At 67.1% G+C, this 16,595-nt stretch carries 13 protein-coding genes; 8 read left to right on the forward strand and 5 right to left on the reverse strand.

Annotated features, from left to right (window positions below; all coding sequences use genetic code 11):
• The first annotated feature begins 61 nt into the window (after positions 1-61).
• Entirely contained in the window at positions 62-262 is a 201-nt protein-coding gene (locus MJ603_RS02805; protein WP_243062136.1) for a PspC domain-containing protein, read from the forward strand.
• 21 nt (positions 263-283) lie between these two features.
• Here MJ603_RS02805 and MJ603_RS02810 read toward each other — a convergent pair whose 3' ends face one another.
• On the reverse strand, positions 284-988 hold the full coding sequence (locus MJ603_RS02810; RefSeq protein WP_243062137.1) for a phosphotransferase: 705 nt from the start codon (positions 986-988) through the stop codon (positions 284-286).
• A 143-nt stretch (positions 989-1,131) separates the two neighbouring features.
• Positions 1,132-1,755 (reverse strand): TetR/AcrR family transcriptional regulator, encoded by a 624-nt coding sequence (locus MJ603_RS02815; protein WP_243062138.1) that lies wholly within the window; start codon positions 1,753-1,755, stop codon positions 1,132-1,134.
• 53 nt (positions 1,756-1,808) lie between these two features.
• Here MJ603_RS02815 and MJ603_RS02820 point away from each other — a divergent pair, with 53 nt between their 5' ends.
• A complete protein-coding gene (locus MJ603_RS02820; protein ID WP_243062139.1) occupies positions 1,809-2,528 on the forward strand; it encodes an SDR family oxidoreductase in 720 nt (239 codons plus the stop codon).
• Between the two features lie 108 nt (positions 2,529-2,636).
• On the opposite strand, the gene MJ603_RS02825 is transcribed toward MJ603_RS02820, so the two are convergent.
• From MJ603_RS02825 to MJ603_RS02835, 3 genes are all read right to left on the reverse strand, one after another.
• On the reverse strand, positions 2,637-5,879 hold the full coding sequence (locus tag MJ603_RS02825) for a discoidin domain-containing protein (RefSeq protein WP_243062140.1): 3,243 nt from the start codon (positions 5,877-5,879) through the stop codon (positions 2,637-2,639).
• A gap of 176 nt (positions 5,880-6,055) precedes the next feature.
• The gene (locus tag MJ603_RS02830; protein ID WP_374230795.1) at positions 6,056-6,781 is read right to left on the reverse strand and encodes an AAA family ATPase; all 726 of its coding nucleotides are present in this window, start codon (positions 6,779-6,781) and stop codon (positions 6,056-6,058) included.
• 56 nt (positions 6,782-6,837) lie between these two features.
• Positions 6,838-7,614, reverse strand: a complete 777-nt coding sequence (locus MJ603_RS02835) for a TetR/AcrR family transcriptional regulator (protein WP_243062141.1) — start codon at positions 7,612-7,614, stop codon at positions 6,838-6,840.
• A gap of 149 nt (positions 7,615-7,763) precedes the next feature.
• On the opposite strand from MJ603_RS02835, the gene MJ603_RS02840 reads away from it, so the two are divergent.
• The 6 genes from MJ603_RS02840 (at position 7,764) to MJ603_RS02865 (ending at position 16,567) form a co-directional block, all read left to right on the forward strand.
• Positions 7,764-10,346 (forward strand): beta-glucosidase, encoded by a 2,583-nt coding sequence (locus MJ603_RS02840; RefSeq protein ID WP_243062142.1) that lies wholly within the window; start codon positions 7,764-7,766, stop codon positions 10,344-10,346.
• 41 nt (positions 10,347-10,387) lie between these two features.
• The gene (locus MJ603_RS02845) at positions 10,388-12,046 is read left to right on the forward strand and encodes an ABC transporter substrate-binding protein (RefSeq protein ID WP_243062143.1); all 1,659 of its coding nucleotides are present in this window, start codon (positions 10,388-10,390) and stop codon (positions 12,044-12,046) included.
• 207 nt (positions 12,047-12,253) lie between these two features.
• A complete protein-coding gene (locus tag MJ603_RS02850) occupies positions 12,254-13,396 on the forward strand; it encodes an ABC transporter ATP-binding protein (protein WP_243062144.1) in 1,143 nt (380 codons plus the stop codon).
• The gene (locus MJ603_RS02855) at positions 13,393-14,373 is read left to right on the forward strand and encodes an ABC transporter permease (protein ID WP_243062145.1); all 981 of its coding nucleotides are present in this window, start codon (positions 13,393-13,395) and stop codon (positions 14,371-14,373) included. The genes MJ603_RS02850 and MJ603_RS02855 overlap by 4 nt, the downstream gene beginning before the upstream one ends.
• A gap of 2 nt (positions 14,374-14,375) precedes the next feature.
• Positions 14,376-15,473, forward strand: a complete 1,098-nt coding sequence (locus MJ603_RS02860; protein ID WP_243062146.1) for an ABC transporter permease — start codon at positions 14,376-14,378, stop codon at positions 15,471-15,473.
• On the forward strand, positions 15,470-16,567 hold the full coding sequence (locus MJ603_RS02865) for an ABC transporter ATP-binding protein (RefSeq protein WP_243062147.1): 1,098 nt from the start codon (positions 15,470-15,472) through the stop codon (positions 16,565-16,567). The genes MJ603_RS02860 and MJ603_RS02865 overlap by 4 nt, the downstream gene beginning before the upstream one ends.
• Positions 16,568-16,595 lie beyond the last annotated feature (28 nt).

Genomic DNA, 16,595 nt, shown 5'->3' on the forward strand with positions numbered 1-16,595 from the left:
CCGGGTGCGTTAGGGGGTTTCCCCGATGGTGGTGGGCGCCGGCCCTGACAAGACTGGGTGCATGAACACTCTCGAACGTCCTCTCGAAGGCCGGCTCATTGCCGGTGTGTGCGCAGCGCTCGCTCGTCGCTTCGGCATCCGACCTTTCACGGTGCGATTGCTGTTCCTGCTTTCGTGCCTGTTGCCCGGCCCGCAGTTCATCGCCTATCTGGCGATGTGGATCATCATCCCCGCCGAGCAGCGGCGGCCCGTCGCCGTCTAGGGTTCGTGATCGTCGCGAGCTCTACACGGTCGGACCGACGGCGCGGGCCAGCTCGTCGTGATTGTCCCGCAGCCATTGTGCACGGCGCAGGATGCGATCACCGACGCCCTCTTCCCACATGCGTCGCCAGCCTCCGCCGAGCGTCTCTGCGCGGGACTTCATCGTGAACCAGGAGCGATCTGCACCGTTGATCGACAGGTCGACCAGGGTGGCCCGCGCCGCATCATCCAGGCCGTATGCATCGACGATCAAAGCTCCGGTGTCCACCGGATCGAGGCGACGGGCGACGTCCTCACGATCTGATTCCGGCATCCAGGCGCCCCACCAGAGCAGCATGTTGACGACCTCTTCGGCGCGAGTGCCTGGACGGATGAGGTCGAAATCGATCAGAGCGAACGCGCGCCCTTCGCGAAACACGACGTTCTCGGGAGTGATATCCAGGTGGGCGATGAAGGTCGGCGCGCCGGCAATCGATTCGGGAATGCCCTGCGGCGCGGGTAGCCGCAGCCCTTCCGCCCAAGCAGGAACGCCGAGCTCGACCATCGCATCGTCATAGGCACGGACCAGCCGCGCCACACTCGCGATAGATCCCTGATCAGCGACCCAGGCGGGCCATGGGCGACCAGCCACGTCACCATCGATGTAGTCGAAAGCGTCGCGACCACGTGCGTCTACGCCGTGGAAGCGGGGTGCGCCGCCAAATCGCGCGGACTCCAAGTGCTTCAAGACGCGACGCACGGCATCCGACACCTGACTCGCCGGTCGTCGGACGGTATCGCCGACCCGAACGACGCCCTCCGTGACATCCCCACCGGCAAGCGGCTCCTCGACCTCGCCCGGCAGAAGCTCGGGCTGGACTCGGTCTTGCGTCATGTTCCGAGCGTAATGATCGGGGAGGGTGACTCCATTGTGAGCATCCGCGTCAGCTCGCCGACGAGTCGCTCGTCCGGCGGCGTGCGCGTGGCAAGCACCCGATACCAGATCACGCCGAACACGACGTCCGGAACCGTCTCGCGGCGAAGGTCGTGCGGGAAATCGCCACGGGCGAGCGCACGATCGACGATCACGGCGAGGGCCTCGCGCCGGCTCGTCAGAAACTGGTCGCGGAACACCTGGCCGAACTCCGAGTCCACCTGGGCCTCGCCCATCAGCGCCGCGAGGAGCTCGACGACGCCGGGAGCGCGTCCGACATCGAACGACTCCGTCAGAAACGCTCTGAGGTCTCCTTCGTAGCTGCCGTGATCCTCAGTCGACACGACCTGCTCGGCGTTGAGCGTCACGGCCTCCATGAGAACGTGTGCCTTCGACGGCCACCACCGGTAGATGGTCTGCTTGCCGACGCCTGCCTCGGCCGCGATGCCCTCGATCGTGAGTGCGCGCAGTCCGGATTCGGTGAAGAGCGCGAAGGCGGCCGCGAGGATGGCATCCCGGCTCTGCTCGCTGCGTTTTCGCCCGGCCTTGGAGGTCCGATCGGATGCCTGCACCTTGCTCACACTGCCATGCTAGTCTGCATTTCGAGACGGTACGGTTCGAAATAGGAGGAGACATGACAACCACATCACTCGTCATCGGGGGAACATCGGGAATCGGACTCGCTGCGGCGATGCGCCTGGCCGCGATCGGCGACAGCGTGCATGTCGCGGGACGCAGGGGCGAGCGTGTTGCTGCGGCGACGGGCGAGCATCCTGAGCTCGTCGGACATGTCCTCGACGCGAACGACCGGGGCGCGCTTGACGCAGTGTTCGCCGAGCTTGGAACACTCGACCGCCTCGTGATCACGGTCGCGAGCAGCGCCGGCGCCGGGGCATTCTCGACGCTCGATGTCGATGTGCTGCGGTCGGCGTTCGATGCGAAGTACTGGCCGACGGTGACGAGCATGCAAGCAGCGATCCCGCACCTGGCGGCGGACGCGTCCATCACCCTGATCGGGGCCATCACGGCACGCATGGGCATGAACGAGACGGCCGGAATCGGGTCGCTGAACGCGGCGGTGGAAGGACTCGTGCGGCCACTCGCCACGGAGCTCGCCCCGATCAGGGTGAACGCGGTGAGCCCGGGAGGCGTCGACACCCCGTGGTGGGATTTCGTGCCGGCCGAGCTTCGCGCGCAGCTGTTCGCGCAGACGGCAGCGACACTACCCGTCGGGCACGTCGCCACGGCAGACGAGGTGGCGGAGGCCGTCGTCTTCGCGGCGACCAATCGCAACCTCACCGGCACCGTGATCGAGACCGACGGCGGTGCGCGACTCGGGCCGGTCGCCGCCTGACGGATGCCCGCACCGCGCGCCACAGCGCCAGGTCCGCACTGCTCCACCTTGTGCGGTGCGGCAGTGCGGACCTGGCGCAGACACGCGTCCTGGCCGAGTCGCGACCAGCTAGAAGCCGAGCAGCCCCAGGATGTAGTCCACCAGTTGCTGAATAAGGTTCGCGAGCGTGTCGAAGATCGACCCTCGCGACACGGTCACACTCGCGGACGCCACCGTGTGGTTTCCCGAATCCACCAGCTGAACCGTCTGTGCACCCGTCTTCGCTCCGAGGGGGATGTTGACGGTGGCGGCGAGCACGCCGTTGGCGCCGACGCGCACCGTGCCCAGCTTCGTGGTGCCGAGCTGCACGGTGTAGGTCCCCGGCGACAGGAACGTACCGCCGACGGCGAGCGAGCCACCCGTCTTCACTGACGTCGGATCGACGATGAAGGTGGGCGCGATGGACAGGCTTCGCGTCGCGGACACGTTGCCCGCGGCATCCGTCGCCCGATAGCTCACGGCATGCGTGCCCGTGACGACGATCGGCGCCGAGTACGTCTGCCAGGCGCCGCCGTCGATCGCGTACTGCACGTTCGCGACCCCCGACCCGGAGTCGCTGGCGGTGATGCTCACCGTTGCGGTCTTCGGGTCAGCGGATGCGGATGCCGTCGGCGCCGTGCCGTCGATCTTGCCGCTCCACGTCGCAACGGCTTCGACATCGCCGTCGGCGTCCTTCGCGGTGACGGCGACGGTGTGCTCGCCGTCGTTGAGCGTGATCGGGCCGGTCACCGCGGCTGCGGCACCGCCGTCGACGCTCGCCGTCAGTGCGGCGGAGGTGTCACCCGTGGCTGCGACCGTCAGCGACAACGGACCCCGATACCACCCGGATGCCGACGCCGCCGACGACGCCCCGAACGTGATCGACGTGGCGGGCGTGCCCGCCGGGGGATAGTCCACGACGTACGCCGTCGATCCGGTCGGCGACGTGGCCGAGACGGTGTTGCCCGTGCTGTTCACGCCGTGCGTGATGCCCCCTCCACCGTTCAGGAACTGCGTGACCACGTGGTGGAACGTCACGTTCGGGTTCACCGGCGCCTGGATGGCGGACTCGGCGAACACGTTCTGGTCGACCCCGCCCTGTTCGCGCGTCGGATCGAAGAACGAGTAGACGCCGAGGCCGTATGCGTGGTGACTCGTCACGGAGTCCGCCACCTGGTACGACGCGTAGCCGTCACGGGTGCCGTCCATCCAGTCCGTCTGGGTCGGCGGGTCGTAGGGCAGCTCGCTCTGATAGAACACAGTCGTTCCGTCGTTGCCGTTCCAGACGACCTGCGCCTTCTGGTAGTGCTCGACGAAGAGGCCGGTCGCTGTGACGTGGTCGCCGTTCACGATCAGGCCGTGTTCAGCCGTGTTGTCGGTCCATCCGACACCCGTGCCGTGATCGGCGCGCCATGACCAGATGTCGTCGAGCAGCACGTTGTCGCTGTTCACGACGATCGCGGTCTTCACGCTGCCGGCGTGAGCGCCGCCGATGCGAACGAACACGTCGCTCAGCGTCGTCGGGTCGGCGGAGTCACTGACCGAGGCATCCTTCGGACCAACCTGGATGAGCACGTCGCTCGTCTTCGCACCCGCGTCGATCGTGACGCCGGCGACCTTCACGCCCTTGACGTCGCCGATCTCGATCGCCGCGTTGCCGCTCGTCGGCGACAGCGTCGCCTCACCCTGACCGAGGATCACGGTGTCGGCGCGCGTCACCTTCAGCGACTCGCTCAGGTCGTAGACACCGGGCGTGACGATCAGGTTCTTGCCTGCGGCCAGCTGCGCGTTGATCGTCGCGGCCGAGTCGCTCGGCTTGGCGATGAAGAACGAATCGATGCCGAGGGATGTGCCGTGTGCGGCATCCGTCGACCAGTCGGCTCCCGAGGCATCCTGTTTCGCGTTCGGCACGAACACCTTGTACTGCCCGCCGTCGACGTAGAGGAACGGCGCCTCACGACTCTCGGGCGTCGCGTTCAGTGTCGTGTACGGCGGCGACGGGTAGGAGGCGTCGCTCGGGGCGCCTTGCACGCCGGAGAACACCTGGTTCCAGACGGCGCCGTCCCAGCTGCCCACCGTGCTGTCGCGTGTGTACCATTGCTGCTGCGAGCCGTTCTGGACCGTGCCGGCCACCTTCGAATCAGCGATGTAGCCGCCAGAGGCGTAGGCGCCGAAACGTCCGAAGACCGTCAGGTTGCCGGTGATGTCGACGCGACGCAGGGGGGATGCCTGCGACACCGCCCAACGCATCGTGTTCTGGTCGGTGATGCCCTCCGGGTACGTGCGCGAGGCGTCGTCGCCCAGCGGCTGCTGGATCGGGTTGATCTTCACATTGCTCAAGCTGCGCCAGAAGTTGTCCAGCGACCCCGGGCTCTGCGCTGCCCACGGCTGGGTCGGGTCGGACTGCACGGGCTCGACGTGCAGAGCACCGTTGATCGTCACGTCGTCGGGCGATGCGCCGAGACCGGCGACCGACTCGTAGAAGCCGACGTTCGCGTTGATGATGTTCGTCGCCGTCGTGTTGTCGGTGTCCGTTCCGCAGCCGTAGGTGCCCGGCAGGAAGTACACCTGGTGGCGATTCGCGGAGAACTCGTCTTCGTTCGAGACAGCGGCCAGCTTCGCGTTGATCTGCGCGTTGGTCATGCTCGGGTCGACGATCACCACGTTGTCGCCGAAGTCGGGCGCGGCCGGTGCGACGTACGAGCCGTCGGGCTGGCATCCGGCGTTCAGGGTCGGATCGTCGTTGCCGTCCGCCCCGCTCGAAAAGACCTGCAACTCGTAGATCGAGTAGCCGTACGGCGTGCCGCGCACGGTGCCGTAGACACGGATGAACCGTCCGCTGCCGGCCACGTCGAGCGTCTGCGCGCCACCGGTCGCAGTCGCCGTGGAGTAGATGTCGGTCCAGTCCTTGCCGTTCTCGGATGTCTGCACCTGGAACGCGCTCGCATAGGCGGCCTCCCAGGTGATCGAGACTCCGCAGATCGCCTGGCTCGAACCGAGGTCGACCTGCAGCCACTGCGGGTCGCTCGCCGCGCTCGACCAGCGGGTGGTGCCGTTGCCGTCCACGGCGGCGGATGCCGCGAACTGGTTCGCGTCCTGCGTGCTCGACGCGGTAGCCGGCCGGTTCAGTGCGACGTTCGTGGTCGCACAGGTCGGATTACTCGTATCGACACTGTTCGGGGTCGACGACGTCACGGTCTTTCCGTGCGAAAGCGGAGCGGCGTTGGCCGGCAGGCTGCCCGCGAGGCTGAGGCCCGTGATCGCCAGTGCTGCCGTCGCAAGAAGGGTCACCATCCTCGATGTTCGGCGCAGACGCGTGGCAGGACTACTCACGATGTTCTCCTTCGAACAGGCTTGAGAAACTGCGACACCTGGCGTGCACGCACGGCGTGCAAACAGGGCTCACTTCCGCCAAGGCGTGATGAAAGTGTGGTCCGTTTGCTGAGCGCGTGTCAAGGGTCTGCTATCCGATTCCCCAGTGCGGTGAAGCGGCCGAACGGCCCGGGACCTCAGCCCAGGAGGTGTCGCAGGTATCGCTCCGGCGCATCGAGATACGACCTCCAGTGCTGCACGAGTTCGAGGTCCTCCCACGCGGCGCTGCGCATCCCCCACGACCCGATCTCGAGGATGTTCGCCCCTGGCAAGGCGGCGAGCACCGGAGAGTGCGTGGCGCAGAGCACCTGACCTCCCTCGTCGACGATGCGGTGCAGAGTGGCGATGAGCGTCAACGTCGACCCGAACGACAGTGCTGCCTCCGGCTCGTCGAGGCAGTAGAACCCGGGCGAGTCGAAGCGAGTCTCGAGGATCGCCAGAAATGACTCGCCGTGGCTCATCTCGTGGAACGCCGGCTCCGGGCCTCGGCTCGGGTTCTGCTCGAGGTAGGTGTAGAACGCGTGCATCGTCTCTGCGCGCAGGAAGAACCCCCAGCGGCCCGCACCGATGCCGCGCTGCAACTGCAGCCAGTCCGACAGAGGTGACTCGGTGGCGCGCGTGCGGTGCTGCGAGAAGGCCGATCCGCCCTCGGGAGAGAAGCCGTACGCCGTGGCGACCGCCTCCACGATCGTGGACTTGCCCGAACCGTTCTCTCCGACGAGAAACGTCACGCCCGGCGGAAGGCGCAGGCCGTCGTCGAGCAGCTGGGCAACCGCCGGTACGGTCATCGGCCACGAGCCGGGACGCGTATTCGCATCCGCACGTCGGCTGATCGAAACGACCGGAGGCTGCGAGAATTCCACGTGCGGAGTCTGGCAGACACGTCTGTCGGCGGACGGTGGCCGCCGGCGAGGTGCCGCTAGTGCTCGCCCCCGTCCACCCGCCCGTCGAGCACTGCCGTTGCGCGCACTCTGGCGCTCGGCGCCTCGTGACCGGATGCCAGCCGCTCGATGATCTCGTTCATCACCAGCTCGACGGTGCCCGGCATGTCGACGGCATCCGGATCGAGCAGCCACTGCACCTGCAGGCCGTCCATCACGGCGATCAGGGCGCTGGCCGCGTCGTTCAGTTCTTTCTCCGACGGCCCGTCGCCGACGACCTCGCGGATGACCTCGACCAGCTTCGCGCGCAGCCCCACCATGCGGCCGCGAAAGTACTCCTGCGCCGGATGCCCCTCGGTCACCGACTCCGCTGACAGCACCGCATAGGTCTGCACGACCCCGCGCTGCTGCGTGTTGAGCTCGACGGTATCGAGCAGGTGCGACAGGAACGCCGGTCCGACGACCTGCGGCATGCCCTGCACGCCATCGACAGCCTCGCCGTCGCGGTAGCGCAGCACAGCGACGAGCAGGCCCTCCTTGCTGCCGAAGTGGTGCAGCACGCCGGCATGCGTCATGCCGGCCTGCTGGGCGACCTCGACGAGAGCGCCCTTGTTGTAGCCGTGGGCGCCGAACACGCTCATCGCGGCCTTGAGCACTGCTTCGCGGCGCTCGAGCGTGCGGGCCTGTTGCTTCGACGGTGGCTTCTTCTGCGCATGGTTCGCCGCTTGTTCCGCGGTCAGGGGCACATTCTGCTCGCTGAATGTCGTAGTGGGCGACGCTGCCTGGTCGGCCGTGCCATCCGCGTGATCGGACACCGCTGCCTCCTCGAAGGACCGCTTGTCGCGACGCAAGGGGCATCGCCGCGTTACGGAAACGTTATCGGGTTTAACTTACTGACATGTAAGTAACTGTGCCAGCATGGCCTGCGTCCCCCTCAACGACGAGCCTGATTCGGAGTATAGGCGTGAGCCCCAGCCCGGCCTCCCAGACAGCACCAGCTGCATCCGTCAGCGCCGCATCAGGACCCGATGCCTCCATGCGGGTGTCGATCGCGTCGGCCATCAGGCGGCTGAGTCTGACTGAGAAGGTGCGGCTGCTGACCGGTTCGAACACGTGGACGCTCCACGCGTCGGGCGCGATCGGGCTGCGGTCGCTCACGGTCTCCGACGGTCCGATCGGTGTTCGAGGAATCGACGGCGACGGCATCCCCTCTGCGCAGCTTCCCGCCCCGAGCGCGACCGCCGCCACGTGGGACCGTGACCTGATCGCACGCCTCGGCGCACTGATGGCGAACGAGGCGAAGCGCAAGGGCGTCGACGTCATCCTGGCCCCTGTCGTCAATCTGCAGCGCAGTCCCGTCGGCGGCCGGCACTTCGAGTGCCTGTCGGAAGATCCGCTGCTCGCGGGAAGCCTCGCGGTGCCGTTCATCAGCGGCATCCAGGTCGAGGGCATCGCAGCCTGCGTCAAGCATTTCGTCGGCAACGAGACCGAGACCGATCGCACCGAGTACCACTCGGCGATCGACGAGCGAACGCTGCGAGAGGTCTACCTCGCGCCGTTCCAGCAGGTCATCGAGCAGGCCCGTTCATGGACGATCATGGCCGCGTACAACGAGCTGGATGCGCTTGGCGAGGACTCGCCCGCCACCGCGCACACGGCTCTGATCACCGACGTGCTGAAAGGCGAGTGGGGCTACGACGGCGTCGTCATCAGCGACTGGCTCGCCACGAAGACCGCTGTCGAGCCTGCGCTGGCTGGGCTCGACCTCGTCATGCCCGGCCCAGGCGGACCCTGGGACGAGGACCTCCTCGCCGCTGTCGAGCGCGGAGACGTCTGCGAGTCGGTGATCGACGACAAGGTGGCCCGCATCCTGCTGCTCGCGCAGCGCGTCGGTGCGCTCGGCGAGGTGTTCGCGGAGGGCTTGGACGAAGCGGACCCGGTACGACCGCGTGACGCGAGCATGCTGCAGCCCGGTTCGGATGCCGTGCGCGCCCAACTGCGCGAGGCGGCCGCGCGCTCGACAGTCGTGCTGCGCAACGAGCAGAGCCTGCTGCCGCTCGATCCCGCCGTGCGCAGCATCGCGCTGATCGGCGCCAACGCGGTGACACCGTTCGTGCAGGGTGGTGGGAGCGCCCACGTCGACCCGCCGCTTCTCTCCGACCCGCTTCAGGCGCTGACCGAGGCGTTCCCTGGCGCGGCCGTCACGCTGCACCGTGGTGGCAGCACGCTCGTCGGCGCGCCGGTGGTCGCGGATGCAGACCTCGCTGCACCCGACGGCACGCAGGGCATCCGCGCTGAGCTGCTCGACGAGAGCGGCGTCGTCGTCGCGACCAGGAGCATCCCGTCGGCACAGGGCTCGGTGTGGATCACCGACCTCCCCGACGCAGCCGCTTCGGTCCGCCTCACCACCGCCGTCGCACTGCGCGAGCCGGGCGAGCATCTCGTCGAGATCGCGCCGGTCGGAGCGCACACGGTCGTGGTGAACGGGCGCGAGGTGTCGGCATCCCGCCAGGTCGTCGGCCCCGAGGTCGTGCTCGACTCGTCGTACGCCAACCCGCAGGCCGTCGCGGCGCGGCTGTCGGGTGGAACGGATGCCGCAGCCCGCATCACCGTGACCGCCCAGGTCGTCGACGCCCACGCCTTCGGCCGCTTCGCCCGCGTTCACCTGCGGCATCTCGCCCCCGAGGTCGGCGCCGACGTCGAGATCGCGGAGGCGGTCGCCGCCGCGGCAGCCGCCGATGTCGCCGTCGTCGTGATCGGCACCAACCCCGAGACGGAGTCCGAGGGCTGGGACCGCCCGACCCTCGCTCTGCCGGGGCACCAGGACGAACTCGTGCGACGCGTTGCAGAGGCGAATCCGCGCGCGGTCGTCGTCGTGAACGCCGGAGCGCCGGTGCTGCTGCCGTGGCTCGAGGAGGTTTCCACCGTTCTCTGGTGGTGGCTGCCCGGCCAGGAGGCCGGCGCTTCGCTCGCCGACGTGCTCACCGGCGCGACCGAGCCGTCGGGTCGGCTTCCCTGGACCCTTCCCGCGTCCGAGGCCGACGTTCCCGTTCCCAACGGCCTCCCGGTGAACGGTCGCATCGTCTACCGCGAGGGCGTGGATGTCGGTCACCGCGCCTGGGACCGGCTCGGTCGAACCCCAGCCCGTGAGTTCGGCTTCGGACTCGGCTACACGACGTGGCGCTACGATGCCGTGGCCGCGGCATCCGTTGCCGAGGGAGACCTCGAGGTCGACGTCGTCGTCAGCAACATCGGCGATCGACCCGGCCGTGAGGTCGTGCAGGTCTACCTCGAGCCCGCCGAAGCGGATGACTCGCGCCCGCTGCGCTGGCTCGCCGGCTTCGCGACGCTCGACGTCGCGCCAAGGGAGCAGGGCACGGCGCACGTCGTCATCCCCCACCGTTCCTTCCAGATCTGGGACACCGAGGCGCACGCCTGGGCCACACCGGAGTGCGCCTATCTGGTGCACGCCGGCAGGTCCAGTCGCGACCTACGGATCTCAGCCACCGTCACCGGATCCGCAGCCGGTGACGGAGCTCCGCAGTAACAGCACCCCTATCCCCTCACCATGCAAGGAGGCATAGAGAAATGAAGATCAAGAAAGGACTGATCGCCGCAGCAGTGGCGATCGCTGCCGTCGGGCTCACGCTCTCCGGCTGCTCGAGCAGTTCGGGCAGCTCGAGTTCGGGCTCCCACGCGCTGACCATCGGCATGCCGAACGGTCCGCAGACCAACAACTCGAACCCGTTCCTGAACACCTCGGCGGCATCGTCGCTCGGCTACCGATTCGCGATCTACGAACCGCTCGCCGAAGTGAACGACACCCGCCCGGCGAACAAGGCAGTTCCGTGGCTGGCCAAGTCCTGGAAATGGAATCAGGATTACACGCAACTGACCATCACCGCCCGCGACGGCGTGAAGTGGTCGGACGGCAAGCCGTTCACCGCGAAGGACATCGCGTACTCCCTCGAGCTGCGCAAGAAGAACGCGGCGCTGAACACCGAGGGTCTGCCCTACGGCGACATCACCACAAGTGGCGACACCGTCACTGTCGACTTCACGACCGGTCAGTACGTCAACCAGATCAAGGTGCTGCAGCTCTTCATCGTGCCGGAGCACATCTGGAAGAACATCTCCGACCCGACGAAGGACGCGAACAAGAATCCGGTCGGCACCGGACCGTACGTGCTGAAGAGCTGGACGACGCAGGCCGTCACGCTCGATGCCAACCCGGACTACTGGGGCGGCAAGCTCGCGGCACCTCAGCTGCGCTACACGTCGTACAGCGGCAACGACACCCTCACTACGGCGCTCTCGACGGGTGCTGCGCAGTGGGGTTGGACGTTCATCGCCGACTACCAGAACGTGTACATCAACAAGGACAAGGCCCACAACCAGGCCTTCTTCCCCGCCGGTCTCGGCATCGACTACCTCGCCCTGAACACGCAGAAGGCGCCGTTCAACGACGTCGCGGTGCGTGAGGCGCTGAACTCCGTGGTCGACCGTGCCAAGGAGAGCAAGGTCGCCGAGTCGGGCATCTTCCCGGAGTTGAAGAACGTGACGGGCATCCCCACGCCCGCCGGCTCCTCGTTCATCGCCGACGCGTACAAGGACAAGACCTTCAAGGTCGACGTCACCACCGCGAAGAAGACGTTGACGGACGCCGGGTACACGTACAAGGGCTCGACGCTGATCGGCAAGGATGGTCAGCCTGTCACGTTCACGCTCATCGACCCTGCTGGATGGAACGACTACGACTCCGGCCTGACGCTCATCGCTGCGTCGGCGAAGTCGATCGGCATCGACGCGAAGGTCGACACACCGACCGCCGACTCCTGGACCGACTCCCTGAACACCGGTGACTTCCAGGCAGCGCTGCACTGGACCAACGCCGGCGTGACGCCCTGGGAGATGTACTCCGACATGTTCGATCCGGCGTACTACGTGCCAGCCGGCCAGACCGCTGTCTGGAACTACGGTCGCTACCAGAACGACGACGCGAAGGCGCTGTTCAAGGAGTACACGGACGCGACGGACGACGCGGGCCGCGCAAAGGCACTGGACGGCCTGCAGAAGATCTACCTCGACGAGGTTCCGACGATCGCGATGGATGCCCGTCCGGCAGGCGCTGAATTCTCCTCGAAGTACTACACGGGGTGGCCGTCCGAGAGCAACGCGTACGCCAACCCGCAGCCGACGGTTCCGAACGTCGCGCTGATCCTCACCAAGCTGAAGGCCGCCAAGTAGCGCCCTCAGCTCCCTGAGCGAGCGGAGCGAGTCGAAGGGTCGTCCAAGGCAAGGGCCGCCCCAAGGCAAGGCCACCCGGGCTCCTAGTCCTTCGACTCGCTGGCGCTCGCTCAGGGAACTGGTCACGGTGAACCCGTCGGACCATGCCCCGACGGGTTCACCGGACATGATTCCCTTTCCGCGAACCACGCAGAACCAGGTAATTCGATGAGCAACGACGCCACCGGCGACGCGACCGAACAGGCCGCTGCCGGGCATCCTCTCCCCGCCCCCGAAGCAGCCGTGCTCGAGGCGGTGCATCTCACCAAGCACTTTCCGCTGCGAGGCATCCGAAGCTCCGGCGTCGTGCACGCCGTCGACGACTTCAACGTCGCGCTGCGACCAGGTCACGTCGTCGCCCTCGTCGGCGAGTCGGGGTCCGGCAAGTCCACCGTGGCGCGCCTGCTCGCCAGGCTGTACACGCAGACCAGCGGAGAGCTCCTGCTGCACGGCAAGCCTGTCACGGCCAAGCGGGGCAAGGCATTCCGCAGGTACACGCGCAACGCGCAGATGATCTTCCAGGACCCGTTCGCGTCACTCAACCCGGTGCACACCGTGCGATACGTGCTCACAAGGGCCGTGCGCATCCAGACCCCTGGTCTGCGAGGCGAGAAGCTCGAGGAGCAGCTCAACGATCTCTTGAATCGGGTGCAATTGAGCCCGGAGCGATATCTCGACAAGTTTCCCCACGAGCTCTCCGGCGGTCAGCGCCAGCGCGTCGTGATCGCCCGAGCGCTCGCCGCGGACCCCGAGGTACTGCTGGCGGACGAGCCGATCTCGATGCTCGACGTGTCGATCCGCGTCGGCATCCTGAACCTGCTGCAGGACCTGCGCGACCGATTCGGCATCGCGATCCTCTACATCACGCACGACATCGCGTCCGCTCGCTACTTCGCCGATGAGACGTACGTCATGTACGCGGGCCGGGTCGTCGAGACCGGCGACAGCGAGTCGACGACGCAGCAGCCCGCCCACCCATACACACAGCTGCTCGTGCGCTCTGCACCCGACCCCGACAACCTCGCCGTGCTCGACAAGACCGGGGCGAAGGGCGAGCCGCCGAACATGGTGAAGCCGCCATCGGGATGCCGGTTCCGCCCGCGCTGCCCGTTCGCCACCGCCCTCTGCGAGACCGCGCCACCGATGTTCGACATCGCTCCAGACCGTCAGGTCGCGTGCTGGGGTTACGCCGACAAGGTCGAAGGCGGTGTTGATGCCGTGCCTCAGGATGCCAGGGCGCAGGGCGTGCGGATCCCCGACCTCGGGGAGGCGGCCGCGCCCGTCATCCCGCTGAAGGAGGTCGCCGCGTGAAGTTCCTCGTTCGCCGAATCATCTTCTACGTGATCACGGCGTGGGCGGCCATCACCCTCAACTTCGTGATCCCCCGGCTGATGCCCGGCAACCCGGTGCAGTCCCTGATCAACAAGTTCCAGGGACAGCTGTCGACCAGTGCGACCCACTCGCTGTACGTGCTGTTCGGACTCGACAAGAAGCAGAGCCTCTGGGATCAGTACTGGACCTACTGGGGCGAGCTGCTGCATGGCAATCTCGGCATCTCGTTCGCGTACTTCCCGACCCCGGTCAGCGAGGTCATCGGGCAGGCGCTGCCGTGGACGATCGCCCTGGTCGGGCTCTCGACGATCATCTCGGTGGTGCTCGGCACACTGCTCGGCACGTTCATCGGGTGGCGTCGCGGCACCTGGATGGACGGCGTGCTGCCCGTCACCACCTTCTTCTCCTCTGTGCCGTACTTCTGGCTCGGCCTCATCTTCATCGCTGTTTTCGCCGTGCTCCTCCCGGTCTTCCCTGCGGGCGGTGGCTACGACGGCGCCCTGATTCCGGCGTTCAACACCGAGTTCATCGGCTCGGTGCTGCAGCACGCAGCTCTGCCGGCGATCACGATCGTGCTGTCGTCGGTCGCGGGCTGGATCCTCTCCCAGCGCAACATGATGGTCACCGTCACGTCGGAGGACTACGTCACCGTCGCACAGGCGAAGGGCCTCAAGGAACGCACCGTGATGTTCGACTACGCGGCACGCAACGCGATCCTCCCCCAGGTGTCGGGCTTCGCGCTGTCGCTCGGCTTCGTGGTGTCTGGAACCCTCGTCATGGAGCTGGTCTTCTCGTATCCCGGAATCGGGTATTCCCTGTTCCAGGCGATCAACGCCCATGACTATCCGCTGATGCAGGGCATCTTCCTCGTCATCACCATTTCGGTGCTGATCGCGAACATCATCGCCGACATGGTCTACGTGTTCCTCGATCCGCGCACCCGACAGGAGGGCTGAGAATGTCGAATGCTCCGATCGTCAACGACGCAGAGATCATCGGAACGGATGTCACGTCGCAGCCGACTCCGACCGCCACCTCTGCAGGCGGCAAGCGTCACCGCAAGCGCTTCGCGTCCCTGCGCAACGCGAAGTCCATCACGGGCCTCGTGATCTTCGGCGTCTTCGTGATCCTGGCGATCATCGGTCCGTGGATCGCGCCGTACGATCCCAGCGCGATCACGAACGATCTGCTGCTGCCACCCGGTCCGCAGCACTGGCTCGGCACAGATCACCTCGGGCGGGACATCCTGTCGCAGCTACTGGTCGGCACGCAGGGCGTCATGATCGTCGGAGTGCTCGCCGGCGTGCTGGCGACCGCGCTCGCCGTGCTGATCGGCGTGAGCGCCGGATTCCTCGGCGGGGCGGCGGACGAGATCCTCTCCGCGCTGTCGAACATCTTCCTGGTGATCCCTGCCCTGCCGCTGATCGTGATCGTCGCCGGTGCGTTGCCCAACGCAGGCAACCTGCTGATCGCGTTCGTGCTGGCCGTCACAGGATGGGCATGGGGCGCGCGCATCCTGCGTGCTCAGACGCTCTCGCTGCGCGGTCGGGACTTCATCGAGGCCTCGAGGGCCAACGGCGAATCGACGTGGCGCATCGTGTGGTTCGAGACGCTGCCGAACCTCACGGCGATCATCGCCTCGAGCTTCATCAGCACGGTGACGTTCGCGGTGCTGACGCAGACCACGCTCGCGTTCATCGGCGTCACATCGGTCACCGACTGGAGCTGGGGAACGGTGCTCTACTGGGCCCAAGCCAACGGCGCGCTCGCGCGCGGCGCATGGTGGTGGTTCGTGCCGGCCGGTCTGCTGATCGCGATCCTCGGCATGTCGCTCACGTTGATCAACTTCGGCATCGACGAGTTCGTGAATCCGCGCCTGCGACTCGCGGGGCTCAGCGCGCGCAGGATGCGCAAGACGGGCATCCGCCCGCGCATCGGGTTCACCGCCATGGTGCGCGATGCTCCGACGGCTCACGGCCCTGCACCCTCCGCAGTGCCGGTCCCTGCGGTACCAGCAACACCATCGTCAGCCAATGCACCGGAGGCATCCCGATGAACACCGTTTCCACCCAGGCTCCCGACAGCACCCGCGGGTCCGTGCGCGGCACCGGCGCCGGCCGACCGGTGCTCGAGATCAAGAATCTTTCGGTCGACTACGGCTACGGCGAGGACCGCGTGCACGCCCTGCGCAACGTGAGCCTCACGCTCCGCGAAGGCGAGGTGCTCGGGCTTGCAGGCGAGTCCGGCTGCGGCAAGTCGACCCTCGTCTACGGCGCGACCCGGCTGCTGCCGCCGCCGGGGCTGATCTCCAGCGGCGAGGTGCTCTACTATCCGGAGGACGGCGGCGAGCCGGTCGACATCCTGCGCCAGCCGGAGGACGCTCTGCGCGCCAGCCGCTGGCAGGACACGGCGATCGTTTTCCAGGGTGCGATGAACTCGCTGAACCCTGTGCACCGCATCGGGCGGCAGATCACCGATGCCATCGCCGCGCATCGCCCGGAGACGACGAAGGCGGAACGCCAGGATCGCGCTCGCGAACTGCTCGACATGGTCGGAATCGACCCAGGGCGCATCTCGTCGTTCCCGCACCAGCTCTCCGGCGGCATGCGGCAGCGCGTGATGATCGCGATGGCGCTCGCCCTCGAGCCTCGGGTGCTCATCATGGACGAACCGACGACCGCCCTCGACGTGGTGATGCAGCGGCAGATCATCGAGCAGATCGTAGACCTGCGCCAGAATCTCGGATTCTCGGTCATCTTCATCACGCACGACGTGTCGCTGCTCATCGAGATCGCCGACCGCATCGCGATCATGTATGCGGGCGACATCGTGGAGCAGGGACCGGCGTCGCGCATGTACCGTCAGCCCAGACATCCGTACACTCGTGGCCTTCTGAACTCGTTTCCCCCACTGCGTGGTCCCAGGCGCGAGATGACGGGAATCCCCGGGTCGCCGCCCGACCTGGTGAACCTGCCGACCGGATGCCCCTACCACCCGCGCTGCCCCTACGCGATGCCGATCTGCAGCGAGAAGATCCCGACACTCATCGAACCGACCGCGGGCGGCTCCGAACCTGGACGCCTCGTCGCGTGCTGGCTCGAGGAGGATGCGGAGGCCACCGTTCCGCCGGAGCTCGCGGTGCGGGCGTAGGCGAGCGCTCGCGCACTCGGCCGGGACC

The sequence above is a fragment of the Humibacter sp. RRB41 genome (assembly GCF_022761015.1).
Classification (GTDB): domain Bacteria; phylum Actinomycetota; class Actinomycetes; order Actinomycetales; family Microbacteriaceae; genus Humibacter.